14 protein-coding genes and 1 rRNA gene are annotated in these 19,303 nt (G+C 56.2%); 12 read left to right on the top strand and 3 right to left on the bottom strand.

The genetic code is table 11. The features are described from left to right. Window positions 1–6: 6 nt before the first annotated feature. Both pheT and J2S62_RS08185 read left to right on the top strand, forming a co-directional pair. On the top strand, window positions 7–2,565 hold the full coding sequence (gene pheT, locus J2S62_RS08190) for a phenylalanine--tRNA ligase subunit beta (protein ID WP_310173487.1): 2,559 nt from the start codon (window positions 7–9) through the stop codon (window positions 2,563–2,565). Next, window positions 2,562–2,708 carry a hypothetical protein gene (locus J2S62_RS08185; protein ID WP_310173485.1) on the top strand — a complete coding sequence of 49 codons (147 nt, stop codon included), beginning with the start codon at window positions 2,562–2,564 and terminating at the stop codon, window positions 2,706–2,708. Before pheT ends, J2S62_RS08185 begins: the two co-directional genes overlap by 4 nt. Before the next feature lie 75 nt (window positions 2,709–2,783). On the opposite strand, the gene J2S62_RS08180 is transcribed toward J2S62_RS08185, so the two are convergent. Then, on the bottom strand, window positions 2,784–3,779 hold the full coding sequence (locus J2S62_RS08180) for a quinone oxidoreductase family protein (RefSeq protein WP_310173483.1): 996 nt from the start codon (window positions 3,777–3,779) through the stop codon (window positions 2,784–2,786). A gap of 95 nt (window positions 3,780–3,874) precedes the next feature. On the opposite strand from J2S62_RS08180, the gene argC reads away from it, so the two are divergent. From argC to argR, 6 genes are read left to right on the top strand one after another with little or no spacing between them, the layout of a single operon-like run. Next, the gene (gene argC / locus J2S62_RS08175; RefSeq protein WP_310173481.1) at window positions 3,875–4,906 is read left to right on the top strand and encodes an N-acetyl-gamma-glutamyl-phosphate reductase; all 1,032 of its coding nucleotides are present in this window, start codon (window positions 3,875–3,877) and stop codon (window positions 4,904–4,906) included. Next, entirely contained in the window at window positions 4,903–6,054 is a 1,152-nt protein-coding gene (argJ, locus tag J2S62_RS08170; RefSeq protein ID WP_310173478.1) for a bifunctional glutamate N-acetyltransferase/amino-acid acetyltransferase ArgJ, read from the top strand. The genes argC and argJ overlap by 4 nt, the downstream gene beginning before the upstream one ends. A 9-nt stretch (window positions 6,055–6,063) precedes the next feature. Beyond that, window positions 6,064–6,972 (top strand): acetylglutamate kinase, encoded by a 909-nt coding sequence (gene argB, locus J2S62_RS08165; RefSeq protein ID WP_310173476.1) that lies wholly within the window; start codon window positions 6,064–6,066, stop codon window positions 6,970–6,972. Window positions 6,973–6,980: 8 nt separating this feature from the next. Beyond that, window positions 6,981–8,240, top strand: coding sequence for an acetylornithine transaminase (locus J2S62_RS08160; RefSeq protein WP_310173473.1), 1,260 nt, complete (start codon window positions 6,981–6,983; stop codon window positions 8,238–8,240). 28 nt (window positions 8,241–8,268) lie between these two features. After that, complete coding sequence (gene argF, locus J2S62_RS08155; RefSeq protein ID WP_310173471.1) at window positions 8,269–9,267, top strand: ornithine carbamoyltransferase; 999 nt, start codon at window positions 8,269–8,271, stop codon at window positions 9,265–9,267. Between the two features lies 1 nt (window position 9,268). Then, entirely contained in the window at window positions 9,269–9,784 is a 516-nt protein-coding gene (gene argR, locus J2S62_RS08150; protein WP_310173468.1) for an arginine repressor, read from the top strand. A gap of 64 nt (window positions 9,785–9,848) precedes the next feature. On the opposite strand, the gene J2S62_RS08145 is transcribed toward argR, so the two are convergent. Both J2S62_RS08145 and J2S62_RS08140 read right to left on the bottom strand, forming a co-directional pair. Then, window positions 9,849–10,592, bottom strand: a complete 744-nt coding sequence (locus J2S62_RS08145) for a hypothetical protein (protein ID WP_310173465.1) — start codon at window positions 10,590–10,592, stop codon at window positions 9,849–9,851. A 67-nt stretch (window positions 10,593–10,659) separates the two neighbouring features. Then, window positions 10,660–11,109, bottom strand: coding sequence for an ankyrin repeat domain-containing protein (locus J2S62_RS08140; RefSeq protein ID WP_310173462.1), 450 nt, complete (start codon window positions 11,107–11,109; stop codon window positions 10,660–10,662). Between the two features lie 208 nt (window positions 11,110–11,317). Here J2S62_RS08140 and argH point away from each other — a divergent pair, with 208 nt between their 5' ends. The 4 genes from argH (at window position 11,318) to J2S62_RS08120 (ending at window position 18,819) form a co-directional block, all read left to right on the top strand. After that, entirely contained in the window at window positions 11,318–12,766 is a 1,449-nt protein-coding gene (argH, locus tag J2S62_RS08135) for an argininosuccinate lyase (protein ID WP_310173460.1), read from the top strand. A gap of 69 nt (window positions 12,767–12,835) precedes the next feature. Beyond that, window positions 12,836–15,115, top strand: coding sequence for a HelD family protein (locus J2S62_RS08130; protein ID WP_310173458.1), 2,280 nt, complete (start codon window positions 12,836–12,838; stop codon window positions 15,113–15,115). Window positions 15,116–15,153: 38 nt separating this feature from the next. Then, a complete protein-coding gene (tyrS, locus tag J2S62_RS08125; protein WP_310173456.1) occupies window positions 15,154–16,488 on the top strand; it encodes a tyrosine--tRNA ligase in 1,335 nt (444 codons plus the stop codon). A gap of 796 nt (window positions 16,489–17,284) precedes the next feature. Continuing rightward, a 16S ribosomal RNA gene (locus J2S62_RS08120) occupies window positions 17,285–18,819 on the top strand. The last annotated feature ends 484 nt before the right edge of the window (window positions 18,820–19,303 follow it).

Raw genomic sequence — 19,303 nt, 5'->3', positions numbered from 1 at the left:
CACAGCATGCGTATCCCATTGTCGTGGTTGCGTGAATATACGCAACTGCCAGCAGATGCCACCGCAGAAGACCTCATGGCCGATTTGGTCAAAGTCGGACTGGAAGAAGAAGACGTTCATACCTTTGAACTCACCGGCCCGATCGTCGTGGGGAAGGTATTAGAAAAAACTCCCGAAGAACACTCCAACGGCAAGACCATCAACTGGTGTCGAGTCCAGGTCGTACCGGATGGCCAAACTCAGACCCTTGAAGGTAGGGGCATCGACCCCTCGGGTGTCCAAGGGGTCGTGTGCGGTGCGCACAACTTCGAAGTCGGTGACAAGGTTGTTGTGACCCTTCCGGGTGCAGAGCTTCCCGGCGGCTTCAACATCTCTGTCCGCAAGACCTACGGCCACACCTCAGCCGGCATGATTGCCTCAGAAGCCGAGCTAGGACTGGGTGCCGGCCACGACGGAATCATCGTGTTGTCAGAATGGGGCTTGGACCCTGAAATCGGCACTGACGTCCTAGACTTGCTGCACCTCGACGATGAAGCAGCTGAAATTAATGTCACGCCCGATCGTGGCTATGTCCTCTCCATGCGTGGTGTCGCACGGGAGTACAGCCACGCAACCGGTACCGACTTTACCGATCCTGCAGCAGGCATCGAAGTTCCGACCCCGAATGATCAGGGCTGGCCCGTGCGCATCGAAGATGAGGCTCCCATTCATGACACACCGGGAGCCAGCCGGTTTGTCGCCCGCCGCGTCAACGGCATCGATGCCAGTGCTGCGACCCCGACATGGATGTCGGCACGGCTGCGGCTGGCCGGGATTCGGCCCCTGAGCTTGCCCGTGGACATCTCCAACTATGTGATGTTAGAACTCGGCCAACCATTGCACTTCTATGATGCCGATAAACTTTCCGGGGATATCGTGGTGCGTCGGGCGCACAAGGGCGAGACCTTAGAGACACTGGACGGCAAGACACGAAAGCTCCACGTCGAAGACCTCCTCATCACCGACGACAGTGGCCCGATCGGTATGGCGGGCGTCATGGGAGGACTTGCAACCGAGGTCACCGATACCACCACGTCCATACTGATTGAATCAGCTAACTTTGATGCCGTCTCTGTGTCTCGTACCCAGCGTCGTCACCGTTTGCCCTCAGAAGCATCGAAACGTAATACCCGAGGCGTCGACTGGCACATCGCGGATGAAGCAGCCCAACGTGCCGCTGAACTGTTGGTCGAACTCGCCGGCGGCACCATTGACGAGGGTGTCACGGACGTGGGGGAACAAGCCCCGACCACGACGGTCCGGCTTCGTGCAGATTACCCGAGTGCGGTTGTGGGATACGACTACACCGAAGAACAAATCAGACAAGTCCTGACCGACCTTGGTGCCTACGTCTCGCAACAGCGTGACAGTACCGATGGGACGCCTATCTTTGTGGTGACGCCCCCATCGTGGCGTACCGATCTGCAGATACCAGAAGATCTTGTGGAAGAAGTCGCCAGGATCGTCGGTTATTCGCATATCCCAGCCACCCTGCCGGTTCCACCACCGGGCCGCGGTTTTACGGTGCACCAGCGGATGCGGCGGCAGGTTGCCAATGCGCTTGCCGGGGCAGGGCTGGTGGAAACACTGTCCTATCCGTTCGTGTCCGAGGCTCAGAATCGGGCCTTCGGCTCGGCCGACGAGGCGAGCGCAGCAGACCAAGCCATGATCAAACTCGCCAACCCCATTTCCTCAGAATTCGGGTGGTTGCGTACCACGATCCTGCCGGGACTGCTCGATACACTTCGTCGCAATGTGGCGCGCGGCTTCCGTGACATCGCCCTGTACGAGTCGGGCCGGGTCTTCCTCCCGGGAGCCCAGACGGGCTCAAAGACCATTCCGCCATTGGGACAACGACCCGATGACGACGTGCTGGCCCAAATCGAAGCCGGCATTCCAGACCAACCACACCGTCTGGCTGCAGTGTTTACCGGTCATGATTCAGCCCCTGGACCCGGCCACACGCCACGGGAGTATGACTGGCAGGACCCCATCGGGATTGCCTTGGATATTGCGGATGTTGTGGGCGTGGACCTGCGCATCCGGCAGGGCACGCATCACGGTTTCCACCCGGGACGCGTCGCAGAACTGGTCGTGGAGGGCCAGCTCGTCGGCTACGCCGGGGAAGTGCTCCCGAAACTGCTCGAAGAATGGGAACTTCCGGCCCGGACCAGCGCATTAGAGCTGGACTTGGATGCGATCATTGCGGCGGCCCCGGATGTGGTTGAAGCACAACCGGTGGCCAGCTATCCAGCGACCTTCCAAGACGTCGCCCTTGTGGTCGATGACCACGTGGTCGCCGCAGAGGTCCAACAGACGCTGCGCGCTGCAGCGGGCGAGCTGCTCGAAGACATCGGATTATTTGACGTGTATGCAGGTGCTGGGATCGAGGAGGGCAAGAAGTCACTGGCCTTCAATCTACGGTTCCGTGCTGCCGACCGGACGCTGACCGCCGATGAGGCATCAGAAGCACGCTTGGCAGCAATCGCTGCGGCAGAAACAGAACACGGTGCGGTGTTGCGATGACTCAACCATGGGAACTCAACAACCCGGTGCCCGAGCACCCAGCAGATCGAGCTCGACGTCGCCGTCGTAGCGTGATGACCTCGCTCGTTGCGTTATTGATCGTCGTGGGACTCGTCGGCACCACCGTGATGGCGTTGTTCTAAGAGATGACGAAAATAATCACCCCAAGGCAATCGACCCGATCGCCTTGGGGTGTTTGCAACCCGCAGGGGATCAGACTAAGGGATAAGCACGGTCTTGCCCGTGGTCGCGCGCGATTCCAGCGTTCGATGAGCTTCGGCAGCATCTGCTAAGTCAAAACGCTGATCCACGCTCAGTTTCAATGCGCCCTCGGCGAGCCACCCAAAAATCTCGCCGGCACGCCATGCCACCTCATCGGCGGTCAGCGTGTAATACGCCAGGCCTGGACGAGTGGCAAACAGCGAACCAGCGGCATTGAGTCGTTGTAAATCAAATGGCGGCACAGGTCCTGAGGCGGCGCCAAACAGCACAATCATGCCTCGAGGACGCACTGACTCTAACGAGGTATCAAACGTATCGGCGCCCACCCCGTCATAAGCGACGTCCACACCGCGGCCGCCGGTGACCTCTTTGAGCCGCTGACCAAAATCTTCGTAATTGAAGACCCCGTCCGCGCCCGCAGCCAGGGCGATCTCGCGTTTTTTATCGGTCGAGACCGCTGTATACACTTTCGCGCCCAAGTGCTTACACATTTGGGTAAGTAACTGACCGACCCCACCGGCGCCAGCCGTCAAAAACACCTCGTCACCTGCTGTGACTTCGAACGTTGAGCGACACAGATAGTGCGCCGTCATACCTTGGAGCGGAATCGCCGCAGCCTCAACCAGGTCGATGGAATCCGGTACCGGCAGCAATTTATCTGCCGGCGCAACAAAGAATTCCGCGTACGTAGCAGTGCCAGAAGCGGTCGCAACCCGATCGCCCACGGCGACATTATCGACATCATCGCCGACAGCTACGACCGTGCCAGAGGCTTCCGAACCCGGGACAAACGGGTATTCCACCTTGTAGAGGCCAGACCGTTGATAGGTCTCAATGAAATTCAGACCGGTGGCGGCCGTTTCCACGAGTACTTGATTCGGCGCAGGGGTCGGAACGGGCACTTCACGCCAAGCAAAGTTTTCGGGACCGCCGGCTTCTAACACCACTGCGGCACGCATAGTTTCTGGAATTTCTGAAGGTATTTGAGTCATACTTGCTACGGTACATTCCTGCAGATAGGGCCGCTAGAGACTCCCTGCTGCATAATTATTAGATACACTGCATATCTTAGTGTTAGGGTGGGTCCATGACTCTTCGTGTAGCTGTTTCCGGAGCCAGTGGCTATGCCGGGGGAGAGGTTCTGCGCTTGCTGACCTCACACCCCAACGTGGACATTGGTTCAATCACCGCCCACTCCAACGCCGGGCAAAAACTCGGTGGCCTGCAACCGCATTTGCATGCCCTGGCGGACCGCGTACTTGAGCCAACCGAGGTTGACGTGCTGCGCGGTCACGACGTCGTGTTTTTGGCTCTTCCGCACGGCGCGTCTGCGGAGATTGCAGCAGAATTATCAGATGACACACTGGTGATTGACGCCGGAGCTGACCACCGCCTGGAAAACAGTGAAATGTGGGAGAAATTCTATGGTTCACCACATGCTGGTACCTGGCCATATGGACTCCCAGAACTGCCGGGTGCCCGCGAAAAACTTCAGAACGCCAAACGCATCGCCGTGCCGGGGTGTTATCCAACCGGTTCGCTCTTAGGACTCGCTCCGGGCTTTAGCGCCGGGGTCTTACAGCCCGAAGACGTTGTGATTGTCGCTGCGTCCGGCACGTCCGGTGCGGGGAAGTCACTGAAGCCCCACCTGTTAGGTTCCGAAGTGATGGGCGGGATGAGCCCGTATGGTGTGGGCGGTTCCCACCGTCACACCCCCGAAATCGTCCAAGGCCTGTCCAATGCGGCCGGTGAAGACATCACCTTGTCCTTCACCCCCACGCTGGCACCGATGTCGCGAGGAATTCTGACTACCGCTACGGCCAGGTACAAGCCTGGCGTCGATGTGGCCACACTCCGTGCTGCATGGGAGACGGCTTATCAGCACGAACATTTCGTGCACCTGCTGCCCGAAGGTCAGTGGCCCACCACGAAGTCCGTCGTGGGCTCAAATCATGTGGTTATGCAACTTGCGGTGGATGAAGAAGCCGGGCGTGTAGTCGTGGTGGTGGCTGTAGATAACCTCACCAAAGGCACCGCCGGCGGGGCGATACAGTCCATGAACATCGCCATGGGCTTTGCCGAAGAAACCGGACTCAACACCCAGGGGGTAGCACCGTGAGCCTTCCGACTCCAGCAGGATTTACTGCCTCAGGGATAGCAGCCGGAATTAAAGCCTCTGGCGACCTCGACCTCAGTCTGATAGTCAACCATGGCCCCCGATTCAACGCAGCCGGGGTGTTTACCACCAATCGAATCTCTGCGGCACCAGTGCGATGGTCGCAAGCAGCCCTCGAAGACGGCGAGGCCAGAGCGGTTGTGCTCAATTCTGGTGGAGCAAATGCCTGCACGGGTATCCCGGGGGATCAGGATGCGGTTGCCATGGCGGACAGCGCTGCCATATCGCTGGGCATTGCCACTGACGAGGTCCTGGTGTGTTCCACCGGCCTGATCGGCGAGCGCCTTCCAATGAACAACGTCATCCCTGGTATCCAAACCGCCGTCGACGCGCTCACAGCTGACGGATTAGAAGACGCCGCGAAAGCCATTATGACCACCGACACTGTGCACAAGACTGCAAGTGCTCAGGGTTCTGGCTATGTAGTCAGTGGTATAACCAAAGGCGCTGGGATGATGGCGCCGGGAATGGCTACCATGTTGGCGGTTGTTACCACCGACGCAGTGCTGGATTCAGCGCTGGCACACCAGATCTTAACTGAAGCCGTGCGCACGACTTTTAACCGAGCCGATTCGGATGGCTGCATGTCGACCAATGACACCGTGATTCTGATGGCATCCGGGGCTTCGGGGATCGAACCCGATCAAACGGAGATACAGGACCTCATCACAGACGTTTGTGCTTCATTAGCCCGCCAAATCATTAGCGATGCCGAAGGCTCAACTCGTGATATCGCGGTAACAGTCCATGGTGCGGCCACCGAAGCTGACGGTGAAGAAGTGGCTCGTGCGGTGTCGCGCTCCAACCTCTTCAAGACCGCAATGTTTGGCAAAGATCCCAACTGGGGACGGATCATCTCAGCGGTGGGCACCACAGACGCCCAATTTGAGCCCACCACCCTTGACGTTGCAGTCAACGGTGTGATGGTCTGCCGCAACGCCGGTATCGGGGAGGACCGCGACCTGGTCAACTTCGCAGACCGGGAAGTGCACGTTGACATCTACCTCAAAGCCGGAGAGCACGAAGTCACCATTTGGACTAACGATTTGTCTTATGACTACGTGCGCGAAAACGCCGAATACTCTTCATAGAAACGCGATATGGTCACTACACAACGAGACATGTCCAAGGCTGCCGAAAAAGCCGCCGTGTTGATCGAAGCCCTGCCTTGGATCCAAAAATTTGCCGGCACCACGATGGTCATCAAATACGGTGGCAACGCCATGGTTTCCGATGAGCTCCGCGAGGCGTTTGTCCAGGACATGGTCTTTTTGCATCACTGCGGCATCCACCCGGTGGTAGTCCACGGCGGTGGGCCGCAGATCAGTCAGATGCTCAAAAAGCTCGACATTCAATCTGAATTTCGCGGCGGTCTGCGAGTCACCACCGAAGAAACGATGGAAGTCGTCCGGATGGTGCTGACCGGCAAGGTCGGCCGACAGCTCGTGGGACTCATCAACGCGCATGGCACGTACGCGGTGGGGCTGTCCGGTGAAGACGCTGACCTCTTTGCAGCGCATCGGACCAAACACGTCATTGACGGCGAAGAAGTTGATCTAGGCCTGGTTGGCGATGTCGTCCACGTCAATACCAATGCGATCACCGACTTGATCGAAAACGGCCGGATTCCCGTCGTGTCGTCGGTCGCCCCAGAATATGACCCGGCCACAGGCCAACCGACCGGCCAAGTGCTCAACGTCAACGCCGATACTGCAGCAGCCGAACTCGCCGGGGCGTTAGGGGCATCAAAGCTGGTCGTGCTGACAGACGTCGAAGGTCTCTACGGCAACTGGCCAGATCCCGCATCCTTAATCACTGCAATCACAGCTGCCGAACTTCGGCAGATGGTTGATTCACTGGAAACCGGCATGATTCCAAAAATGCGGGCCTGCCTGGCTGCCGTTGACGCTGGCGTGCCACAAGCGCACATCGTCGATGGCAGGCAACCGCATTCCATGCTGTTAGAAATTTTCACGACCGCCGGTGTAGGTACCCAGGTCACCCCATAGGAGCACACTTGACGCAAAACCTTTTGGACCGCTATCAGCGTGCCATGACCAACATGTTCGGCACCCCAGCTACAGCCCTCGTCAAAGGTGAGGGAGTGTACGTCTGGGATGCCGACGGAAACCGTTACACCGACTTCCTCGCCGGCATCGCGGTCAACGCCCTGGGACATGCCCATCCGGCGGTAGTGGAAGCTCTGACGCAACAGGCGCGCACTCTTGGGCACATCTCGAATTTGTTTACCTCATTACCCCAGGTGGAATTAGCAGAACGCCTCACCGCCCTCGCCGGGGCAAAAGACGGTACGTGTTTCTTCGCAAATTCCGGTACCGAAGCCAACGAGGCTGCTTTTAAGCTCGCGCGTCGTCATAGTTACGCCGCCGGTGGCACCCGTACCAAGATTATTGCCTTGGAAAATGCTTTCCACGGTCGGACAATGGGCGCGCTGGCACTGACCTGGAAACCGCAATACCGCGAACCTTTCGAGCCGCTTCCTGGCGGTGTGGTGTTTGTCCCCGCAGGGGATATTGCGGCATTAGAAGCCGAAATGGACGACACGGTAGCTGCCGTTATCATCGAACCGGTACAAGGCGAAGCCGGCGTGCGAGATTTCCCGGTAGACTATTTGCGTCGGGTCCGTCAAGCTTGTGACGAGCACGGCGCGCTACTCATTTTCGACGAAATCCAGTCCGGGATCGGCCGCACCGGTACCTGGTTTGGCTTCCAAAACCCAGACATCACCGGTAGCCAAGAACCCGTAGTTCCCGACGCGATGACTTTGGCCAAAGGTTTGGGCGGGGGCATGCCAATCGGCGCCCTGGTGACCTTCGGCAAGGAAGTTTCCGAGCTGTTCACCGCAGGCCAGCACGGTACCACCTTTGGGGGTAACCCCTTGGCCACCGCAACTGCTCTTGCGGTATTGCAGACTCTTGAGGACGACAAGATCCTGGACAATGTCCGTACCGTGGGGACCTATCTGGCCGACCGGTTGCGAACTCTCCCCGGGGTAAAGACTGTTCGTGCTTATGGGTTATGGCAGGGTGTCGAACTGGATACCGGAGCCATTCTGGAGCAGGACCAAAAGCTGCCTGAAGCCGGGTTGGCCCCGGCCGTGGTGTCCAAAGCATTGGAATATGGATACATCCTCAACGCTACCGACGCGACCACTCTGCGGTTGGCGCCTCCGCTCATCATCACCACAGAGCAAGTCGACCCGTTACTCACCGATCTGCCGAATATCATCGCGGAAACCATTGCCGAAGCTAATTAGTTGACCTGTACGTAGAAGGAGCGGCCTAATGCCGACGACCCCACGCCATTTTCTCGTCGATACTGACCTGACAGCAGCTGAACAGGACGAAGTACTGTCACTTGCTGCAACGATGAAACACCGGCGCTACGACTTCAAACCCTTGGCTGGCCCCCAAACTGGGATCGTCATGTTCGACAAGACATCTACTCGAACGAGGGTCTCTTTTGCGGCAGGACTGAGCGAGTTGGGGGGTAACCCCTTGATTATTAACCCGGGAGAATCTCAGCTGGGGCACAAAGAATCGATTTACGATTCAGCCAAGGTCTTTGAACGTATGGTCTCCGTGGTAATTTGGCGGACCTTTGCTCAGTCGGGCATCGTGGAACTGGCAGAGAACTCTTCGATCCCGGTCATTAACGCGCTCACCGACGACTACCACCCGTGCCAAGTACTTGCCGATCTTCAGACGGTTCGCGAAGCAAAAGGAGCTACTGCTGGTCTGATCATGACGTATCTTGGCGATGCGGCAAATAATATGGCGAATTCGTATCTGCTTGGCGGCGTCACGGCCGGCATGCATGTGCGCATAGCCGGTCCCGCCGACTATCTGCCCGATGCGATGGTGGTCAAAGCAGCACAACAACGTGCAGCTGAAACTGGCGGCTCGGTGACCATCACCACAAACGCCCAAGAGGCCTTGGACGGAGCAGATGTGGTCGTGACGGATACGTGGATTTCGATGGGTCAGGAAGCCGAAGCTGAACTTCGGATGAAGCTCTTTGAAGACTATTCGGTCGATAGCAAGGCCATGGCACTTGCCGATAAGGGGGCGATCTTTTTGCACTGCCTCCCCGCGTACCGAGGTTACGAAGTAACGGCCGAGGTGATCGACGGCCCACAGTCCAGGGTCTTCGATGAGGCCGAGAATCGGTTACACGCCCAAAAGGCCCTCATTGCATGGTTACTGTATGCATCCGGACTAGCGGACATCCCCTCGGACCTTGAGCTGCCACAGGCTGTAGCATCACGTTCACAAGTAGTGTGATATGGCCGCTCCCATGACCAAAGTAGCTCGTCAACACGAGATCCGGACCGTCCTTTCTAGACAACGGATCCGTTCCCAAGCCGAGCTAGCGGAGGTACTGGAACAGCGCGGCGTCTCCGTGACGCAGGGAACATTGTCACGAGACCTGGTCGATATTGGTGCCACCCGGATCCGAGACGAATCAGGACAGATGGTGTATCACGTCGCGGGGGACGAGGCCACCGGAGGCCCCGGGCAAGGCAGCCAATCTGCAGAAACCGCCGCAGCTCGCATGGCCTCACTATGCAAAGAACTCCTCCTTTCGGCTGAAGGATCAGCCAACGTGGCAGTTCTTCGCACGCCGCCGGGAGCGGCACAGTTTCTTGCCTCGGCAATCGATCAAGCCAGACTGCACAGTATTCTAGGCACCATCGCCGGGGACGATGCGATCATGGTGATAACGCGCGTGCCGGATGGCGGCCAAGCGGTGGCAGCTGATTTTATCGCCTACGCCGAGCAAGATCCTCGACCGTCATAAGGCAGAACAACAATCGTCCGGAGCTCAAGTCTCCGGACGATTCTGGCACAGAGCGGTGCGCACCCTAGAAGGACCACTCCAGATCCGAAATCTCATCTTCGGGCGGAGCTTCAAAGACCTCCACTGCATCCATGTCAGAAAAACCATGGGTTGCCGTGGAGTCGCCAGTGGAAGCATCTACCTGAACTAGGTCGGAAGTTTCCTGGAGGAAATAAAATTCCACGGTCTCGGCCCCGGTGTAGTGAACAGTCTCACCGTCAGCTGTTGCTGGTACTACGTATTTATAAACGGCTTGACCATCCAGCTCGGTCTCTTCGACCTCAATGGTATCGAGCTCCTCTTCGGAGAGACCTTCTATGAGGGAGAAGGTTGTCTCGATGATGCTGTCAAAATCTTGGGTGTATTCGCTGAGGTCTTCTTGCTCGGCTTCTGGGACTTCAATCCATTGACCGTCAGTGTCGACATTCCCAAGGATCTCGCTCAGAGATTCATCCTTGAGATTGAGCCGCAGAAACGCATTGCTCTCATCGACGGCACGCACTTCGACGTCAGCTTGGGGCATTTCCAGCAGAATATTGTAGTTGACCTGGTCTGTGTGGCTGGAGAATTCGCCCAATTCCAACTCATCACCGTGGACACCATCAGGATCGGTGACCGTGTAGGTAAATGAGGTTGCATCTTCCATCGACTGCCTGGCTTCGGTAGCGATTTCGGTCAGTGCAGGAGGGCCGCCCCCACACGATGACAACGTAAGTGCTGCCACGATGCCGAGACCGGTTGCCGTCCACAGACGGGGTGGAGGGGACATAGTTTGAGTCAAAATTGCTCCTAGATTAGACCGCTTGGTCTGAGAGTATATGGCGGCTTGATAAAAGTTATTTTTGCTCGCCGGAACGTGCCGACTGGTCTGCCTCGTAAGCAGCTAGGAAGTCTCCCATATGGTCCAGCCCCATCGCCGAGATTGTTGCGCGAGCCGACTGCGGGCCGAGATCAGGGTCGGCACCAGCATCTAGTAACTGACGAGCAATATCCTCATTTTGCATGAAAACCGCACAGGTCAGCGCAGACTGACCGCGATTGTTGAGGAGATTGACATCAGCTTGACGTTCGAGAAGAGCCTTTACGATTATTGGCTGTTCCCGATATGCGGCCAAAATCAAAAAAGTGTCACCATTATGATTTGTCAGATCCACCGGGATACCTTGGTCGATGGCGGAAGTGAGTGCGACCACCTGACCTTCGCGCGCGTAGTCAAAGAGGGAATTGAGAAACTCTATTTGTTCATCTGTTAGCTCTGGCTGATTTTCGGACTGGTTTTCTGTCATGCCGTCCAGTTTAGACAATTTCTCCAGCACTGACCGCGAGACTGCGTTGCTACTCGTTGCCTGTAAGCGCGACACATCGGCGAGGTGAGACCTCGGAAGGCCCCGATAGGTCTTGTGCAAGGCCGCAAGAGGGTAGCGGGGCTTTTGGGACGCCAAAATGTTGGTAGTTTTGACTCAACAGTAATCGCGGAAGAAAAGGTTTCAACACATGGCTGAGGCTCCATCACATGGCACAAACGAAGGTTCGCTTTGGGGAGGTCGCTTTTCGGACGGTCCAGCGGATTCATTAGCCGCGCTGAGTAAATCTACCGATTTCGACTGGCGGCTCGCACGCTACGACATCGCAGGCTCGCGAGCGCATGCTCGAGTGCTGAACCGTTCAGGCCTGCTAACTGATCAGGAGCTGACTGACATGCTGGCTGCCCTCGACACCTTGGAACGAGATGTTCTGGATGGCAGCTATGTCGCGGCCGAGTCTGACGAGGATGTTCATGGCTCATTAGAGCGAGGTCTGCTGGAACGTGCGGGCGAGACCCTCGGGGGCAAGCTTCGGGCAGGTCGCTCACGTAATGACCAAATCGCGACGATGGGTCGCATGTTTCTTCGTGATAGTGCGCGCAACGTATCAGCCCAACTGCTTGAAGTCGTAGATGCGCTCATCACTCAGGCAGAGAATCATCCCTACGCTCCAATGCCCGGTCGCACCCACTTACAACACGCCCAACCCGTGTTGTTATCGCACCATCTCTTGGCACATGGCTGGGCATTCTTACGCGATCTACAACGTTTCGTGGACTGGGACCGGCGTGCCGCGGTTAGCCCCTATGGATCTGGTGCATTGGCTGGGTCATCCCTTGGCCTCGATCCGGTATCTATCGCGAAGGATCTCGGTTTTGAGTCGGCGGTGTGGAACTCCATCGACGGCACAGCATCCCGGGACGTGTTCGCCGAATTCGCCTGGATCGCCTCAATGATCGGGGTGAACCTCTCGCGATTATCCGAAGAAATCATCTTTTGGGCGACCAAGGAAGTGAACTTCGTGACGCTGCACGACGCTTACTCGACTGGGTCCTCCATCATGCCGCAGAAGAAGAACCCCGACATCGCCGAATTGGCCCGGGGCAAATCTGGTCGTCTGCTGGGGGACTTCACCGGGTTAATGACCACACTCAAAGCCCTGCCGTTGGCATACAACCGGGACCTCCAAGAGGATAAGGAACCCGTTTTTGACGCGGCAGACACCTTGGAGTTGCTGTTACCGGCCTTCGCAGGTCAGGTAGCTACTTTGACATTTAACACAGCACGAATGGCCGAATTAGCACCGGAGGGTTTTGCGCTGGCAACCGACATCGCCGAGTGGCTGGTCCGTCAGGGCGTCCCATTCCGGGTAGCTCACGAGCTTGCCGGGGAAGCCGTGCGCGTTGCTGAAAATCGAGGTGTTGAACTCTGGGATCTCACTGACGACGAATACGCCAGCATCTCAGAACATCTCACCCCCGACGTGCGCGCCGTGTTATCTACCGAAGGATCGCTGACCTCCCGGTCGAGTCAGGGAGGCACTGGACCAGAAGCAGTAACACATCAATTGACGGAGTTTAAGCGGCAATTGGCGGAAATCCGTGAGTTTATCGCCACAAATCCTACCGGTCTGCGCTGAGTCATAGCTAAGCTAGTGGGTTGATGTGAGCTAGTGCTGGCGGAATGTACCAGCAGTAAAGGAGCCTTGGTGACCGACGAACACGGGTCCACCGGTACGACTTCGTGGTATCAACACGAGTTGGCAGCAGAACGTGAGTACATCGCGAAACTCTACAGTCGCCTCGATACGTTGCGGGAAGAAAAACAACGACAACTTGCGCGAGTCCAAGCCCAAGGCCTCCAAGGCTCTCTGCAGAACCAATCAGAGCGCGACTCTTTTGCCACTCTTTACCGTGATCGGATCAACCAGCTCAATGCGGTAGATGAGCGCCTAGTCTTTGGTCGGCTTGACACGATCAACGCCGTAACTCGACATATTGGACGAATTGGCCTAGCCGATGACGATCGCTCAAGACTGTTAGTTGACTGGCGGGCGCCGGAAGCCGCTCCGTTCTACCAAGCAACGGCCGCATATCCGCAGGGTGTTGCCCGTCGACGCCACATTATGATGAGCGGGCGTACGGTGGAGTCATTTGAAGATGACGTTTTGACTTCCGATGACGAAGAACACGCCTCACAAGCCCTGTTGTCAGCAGTCAGTGCCCCGCGGACCGGGGTTATGGGCGATATAGTGGCGACAATTCAGCGAGAGCAAGACGAAATCATTCGCGACGATATGCGGGGCGTCCTTGTCGTGCAAGGAGGGCCAGGCACCGGTAAAACTGCGGTGGCACTACACCGGGCTGCCTACTTGCTCTATACGCATCGAGATCGGCTGGCAAAGTCCGGGGTGCTACTTGTTGGCCCCTCTGAAGCATTCATGAACTATATCGATCAGGTCTTACCCTCGTTGGGTGAAACCGGTGTGGTCATGAGTTCTATCGGGAACATTTATCCGGGTGTCCACGGGGTACCGGAAGTGAGTTCTGACGCAGCGGAAATAAAAGGTCGTGCGGAGATGGCTGAAGTTATCGCCAACGCCGTCAGCTTGCGCCAACGGTCAATTCCGGAAACAACCTATGTTCATGTCGAAGGGACCCGGCTGCGCGTTCGGCCAGCCCAAATTCGGCGGGCCATCAAGCACGCGCGCGAGTCGGGACGACCGCACAACCAGGCGCGAGAAGTTTTCGTTGACCATATGGTCAAGACGTTATATGACCAGCTGCGCGACATCGTGAGTCCAAAGCGAGACGACGGCCTAGTAAACAAGGCTGATCGTTCGTACTTGCGTCAAGAGATACGTCAGTCGGTAGAAGTACGACGCTTATTGAATCTTTGCTGGATGCCGCTGACCCCGACAGGGTTGATAAATCAGTTACTTTCCACTCCGCAATATCTCGTGGATGCCGCTCCCATGTTGACTGCTAGGGAAATTAAGAGTCTGCTGCGGCAACCGGGCGCGCAATTCACTGAGGCTGACGTGCCGCTCCTGGACGAGGCCGCCGTCGCATTAGGGGATTCTTCTTCTCTAGCAAGTGGTTCCTCAGGTGAGCGAAGCAAACAGCGAAACCTCGATACTGCCGAAGCTGCCTTGGAGAACATGCATTACACCTTGGAAGACATCGGTGTCGATGGGGTCGTGACAGCGGAAATGCTCGCTGCTGCCCAAGAACCAGAGGCGATATGGAAATCTGTTGCCGACCGGGCAAGGTCAGATCGTACTTGGACCTACGGACACATTATTGTCGATGAGGCGCAAGAGCTCACCCATATGCAATGGCGCATGCTATTTCGGCGTTCCCCGTTACGGTCCTTCACGGTTGTGGGTGATTTAGCACAGGCTTCAGGCGCCGCCGCCAAATCGGATTGGCCCTCAGTGCTTGCTCCGTTTGCTGGAGGCAACTGGCGTCAGTCTGAACTGACAGTCAATTACCGGACTCCTGCCCGCATAGCCGAAGCTGCTGCCGAAGTAGCAACGCAAGCAGGACGCCCAGTGACTACACCTCAAGCTCTTCGTCAAGGCGATTATGAACCTGAACTTGTGGTGACCACTCCCCAGCACTGCCCAAATCAAATACTCGACACCGTGCAAAAACAGCTCGGCAGAATCCAAGGCGGGCTTGTCGGGGTTATCGCGCCCATTCCGGAACACGACATGGTGCATGAAGTATTAGACCATGCATATCCGGGGCGCGTGTGGAGGGGCATCGGTCGTCGGCGGGATCGTGACCTTGTCTTGGTTTCACCTCAGCAAGCTAAAGGCCTCGAATACGATGCTGTAATCATTGTCGAACCGCAAGATATTGTCAGTGGTGCTGGTGGGTCGGTGGGTGATCTTTATGTGGCGATGACCCGGGCGACGCAGACCTTGACCCTGATAACTACAGCAACTGTCGAGCAGTTGCCACTTGGTTTGCAGGACATATAAGGCGGAGACTTTCATCCTTGGGGACGGAAACTGGTAACTTGAACAGCGTGAATAACGAAGAGTTTTTGAGTCGACAAGCCAATGATCCTTCTTTCGAAAACATCTGGCAGGAGCTGCAATGGCGAGGTCTCGTCCAAGTTTCCACTGATGAAAATAAACTCGAAGAAGCCCTCGCAGGGGACCCAATAAACTATTACTGCGGGTTCGATCCGACCGCAGCGTCCCTGCATCTTGGACACCTCGTCCAATTGCTCGTCTTACGTCGACTCCAACTGGCAGGTCACCGGCCAGTTGCACTTGTTGGAGGGGCAACCGGTCTCATAGGGGACCCCCGACAAACAAGCGAGCGAAGCTTGAATACCAGAGAAACGGTGGAAGGCTGGGTCGAGACTTTACGAGACCAGATCCAGCAGTACTTATCATTCGCAGGTGACAACGGTGCCGTAATGGTCAACAACCTGGACTGGACTGGCAATTTGTCAGCGCTCGACTTTCTGCGCGACATCGGCAAACACTTCCGCGTCGGGACCATGATTCGAAAAGAAATCGTCGCATCGCGTCTGGAATCCGATGAAGGAATCTCGTACACAGAGTTTTCCTATCAAGTCCTTCAAGGGATGGACTTCATGGAGCTGTACCGTCGCCATAATGTCACGCTGCAGACCGGCGGGTCAGACCAATGGGGCAACCTGACCTCCGGCACTGAGTTGGTGCGAAAAGTAGAAGGCGAACATGTCCACGCTTTTGGTACCCCGTTGATCACAAACTCTGATGGAACGAAATTCGGGAAATCCGAAGGAAACGCCATCTGGTTGAACCCTGAGATGTGTTCGCCTTATACGTTCTATCAATTCTGGATCAACACGGCCGACGCGGACGTAATTGACCGGCTAAAAGTTTTTACATTTCTTAGTCGCGACGAAATCGCAGAGCTTGAACAGAAGGTCGCTGAAGAGCCGTTCCGTCGCGAAGCTCAACGCCGACTCGCGTGGGAAGTAACCTCATTGGTGCATGGTGAGGAACAGACTCAGCGGGTTATTGATGCTTCCGCTGCCCTTTTTGGTCGCGGTGATCTTCACAGTATTGATGCTCCAACACTTGAAGCGGCCGGAACAGAACTTCCCTTCGCCGCTCCTGGATCGTTACCCACTGACCTAACGATCATCGACCTACTGGTGGCCACCGGTCTGGAAGTCTCAAAGTCTTCAGCGCGTCGTACAGTCAAAGATGGCGGAGCGTACTTAAACAATGCCAAGGTCGAAAATCCAGAGCAATCTATCGATGTCAGCGAAGCACTCCACGGGAAGTACTTCATCGTACGCAGGGGCCGTCGAAATCTCGGATTCGTTGATCTGACCGCGGCTAAGCACTGAGACCTACATCTCAATATTCTAATTCTTGACAATAAATGAATAGCTCAAGCTGATAAATCGGCGGATTCATGCGGTTCTGTTGCTCAGATCGTATCGAGTCCGCCGATTTTGCGTTCGGAATTAAGGTGTGTATAGTTATCTCTCGTGCCCAGGGCAGACCGGAGACGGGAAGCGCTGAGACACCGAAGTTCTTTTAGAAAAATTTATACAGCGATCCACGTCAAGGTCAGAGAAAATTTACTTCTCCGAACGTATGCATCTGCGAGTTGAAATGCAGATGAACTTCGGTATATAGTAAAGATCCGCACTCGAATAAACGAGAGCGGAAGCCGAGTTGACAAACACTGAAGCAGTTATGCTAAGGTTGCAATTCGGTCCTGATAGCTAATCAGATATTGATAGTGGTCAGATAGTATCGATAGTAATGATCAGTTTTACAGCGAACAATGGCTCAAGTGCCAGTTGATCGAAGTGTGGCTGACATCACGTTGATAGAATTTGACTCTCAGCTAGACGTTGTTTAGTGTTGTGTTTTGCGCCGGTTTTGGTGTGGTTCATGACGGTTTGGTTGTGGGTCGTTGGTTTGCTGCTTGGTGGCTGCTCTGCGTGTTGTGGGGTGGTTGGTGGGTGGTGGTGGTTGTTTGAGAACTCAATAGTGTGCCAAGTTTGTTTGATGCCATTTATTTTTGAATGGTTATGCCATGGCTGATCGTACCTCCGTGTGGTTGGTTGTGGTAGTGCCAGGGATTGGGCTGTTTCCGGCCTGGTCTGTTTGATTGAATGTTTTCATATGTTTTGTATGGAGAGTTTGATCCTGGCTCAGGATGAACGCTGGCGGCGTGCTTAACACATGCAAGTCGAACGCTGAAGCTCCCAGCTTGCTGGGGGTGGATGAGTGGCGAACGGGTGAGTATCACGTGAGGAACCTGCCCTGAACTCTGGGATAAGCCCGGGAAACTGGGTCTAATACCGGATAGGACTAGCCATCGCATGGTGGTTGGTGGAAAGCTTTTGCGGTTTGGGATGGTCTCGCGGCCTATCAGCTTGTTGGTGGGGTAATGGCCTACCAAGGCGTTGACGGGTAGCCGGCCTGAGAGGGTGACCGGCCACACTGGGACTGAGACACGGCCCAGACTCCTACGGGAGGCAGCAGTGGGGGATATTGCACAATGGGCGCAAGCCTGATGCAGCGACGCCGCGTGAGGGATGACGGCCTTCGGGTTGTAAACCTCTTTCAGTTGGGAAGAAGCCCCCTTTGGGGGTGACGGTACCTTCAGAAGAAGCACCGGCTAACTACGTGCCAGCAGCCGCGGTAATACGTAGGGTGCGAGCGTTATCCGGAATTATTGGGCGTAAAGAGCTCGTAGGCGGTTTGTCACGTCTGCTGTGAAAGCCCAGGGCTTAACCCTGGGTTTGCAGTGGGTACGGGCAGGCTGGAGTGCAGTAGGGGAGACTGGAATTCCTGGTGTAGCGGTGAAATGCGCAGATATCAGGAGGAACACCGATGGCGAAGGCAGGTCTCTGGGCTGTTACTGACGCTGAGGAGCGAAAGCATGGGGAGCGAACAGGATTAGATACCCTGGTAGTCCATGCCGTAAACGTTGGGCACTAGGTGTGGGGATCATTTCCACGATTTCCGCGCCGTAGCTAACGCATTAAGTGCCCCGCCTGGGGAGTACGGCCGCAAGGCTAAAACTCAAAGGAATTGACGGGGGCCCGCACAAGCGGCGGAGCATGCGGATTAATTCGATGCAACGCGAAGAACCTTACCAAGGCTTGACATACACTAGACCGCCTCAGAGATGGGGTTTCCCTTCGGGGCTGGTGTACAGGTGGTGCATGGTTGTCGTCAGCTCGTGTCGTGAGATGTTGGGTTAAGTCCCGCAACGAGCGGAACCCCTATTCTATGTTGCCAGCAATTCGGTTGGGGACTCATGGGAGACTGCCGGGGTCAACTCGGAGGAAGGTGGGGACGACGTCAAATCATCATGCCCCTTATGTCTTGGGCTTCACGCATGCTACAATGGCCGGCACAATGGGTTGCGAGATCGTGAGGTTGAGCTAATCCCATAAAACCGGTCTCAGTTCGGATTGGGGTCTGCAACTCGACCCCATGAAGTCGGAGTCGCTAGTAATCGCAGATCAGCAACGCTGCGGTGAATACGTTCCCGGGCCTTGTACACACCGCCCGTCAAGTCACGAAAGTTGGTAACACCCGAAGCCGGTGGCCCAACCACATTGTGGGGGGAGCCGTCGAAGGTGGGACCGGTGATTGGGACTAAGTCGTAACAAGGTAGCCGTACCGGAAGGTGCGGCTGGATCACCTCCTTTCTAAGGAGATAGTTGATATCTCAAGATATTAGAGAGCACAACTGTCATTGGTCTGATCGTCCCATCCTGGGATGGTCGGGATGGTTGTGCGTGGGTGGAACATCAAACAAATCATCACTGGCCCGACGTTGTCGGGGTGGTGGTGGTCCGTGCGTGGCTGGTATCAGTGAGCACAAGTACTGAGCAATCCTACCCTGTATTGGGTGGGGTTGGTCGTGGAACGTGGTCCTGGTGGTGGGCGCGTGGCGTGATTTTGGCATACTGTTGGGTTTTGGAACAACCACTGAAAACCCCCTGTTGAATGCATGCGTCTGTCCCTGGGTGGGGTGGATGGTGTGTGGGGGTGGTTGTTGGTCCTGCTGCTAGTGGTGCCGCACACAGGGTGTGTGGTGGCTGGTAGTGGTGGGGTGTTGTTGATTGTAACTGTATAGTGGACGCGAGCATCTTTGAGTTCAATGAGTGTCGCACACGCATCCCTTTGTGG

The organism is Enteractinococcus fodinae (assembly GCF_031458395.1).
GTDB classification, from domain to species: domain Bacteria; phylum Actinomycetota; class Actinomycetes; order Actinomycetales; family Micrococcaceae; genus Yaniella; species Yaniella fodinae.
Note: the sequence above shows the minus strand (reverse complement) of the source record. Positions and strands in the feature narration are given on the sequence as shown.

Coding starts and splice junctions, on each gene's coding strand:
- J2S62_RS08185 (WP_310173485.1), top strand. CDS start 2,562: ATGACTCAACCATGGGAACTCAACAACCCGGTGCCCGAGCACCCAGCA.
- pheT (WP_310173487.1), top strand. CDS start 7: ATGCGTATCCCATTGTCGTGGTTGCGTGAATATACGCAACTGCCAGCA.
- argB (WP_310173476.1), top strand. CDS start 6,064: ATGGTCACTACACAACGAGACATGTCCAAGGCTGCCGAAAAAGCCGCC.
- argH (WP_310173460.1), top strand. CDS start 11,318: ATGGCTGAGGCTCCATCACATGGCACAAACGAAGGTTCGCTTTGGGGA.
- J2S62_RS08145 (WP_310173465.1), bottom strand. CDS start 10,592: ATGTCCCCTCCACCCCGTCTGTGGACGGCAACCGGTCTCGGCATCGTG.
- J2S62_RS08180 (WP_310173483.1), bottom strand. CDS start 3,779: ATGACTCAAATACCTTCAGAAATTCCAGAAACTATGCGTGCCGCAGTG.
- J2S62_RS08140 (WP_310173462.1), bottom strand. CDS start 11,109: ATGACAGAAAACCAGTCCGAAAATCAGCCAGAGCTAACAGATGAACAA.
- argR (WP_310173468.1), top strand. CDS start 9,269: ATGGCCGCTCCCATGACCAAAGTAGCTCGTCAACACGAGATCCGGACC.
- argF (WP_310173471.1), top strand. CDS start 8,269: ATGCCGACGACCCCACGCCATTTTCTCGTCGATACTGACCTGACAGCA.
- argC (WP_310173481.1), top strand. CDS start 3,875: ATGACTCTTCGTGTAGCTGTTTCCGGAGCCAGTGGCTATGCCGGGGGA.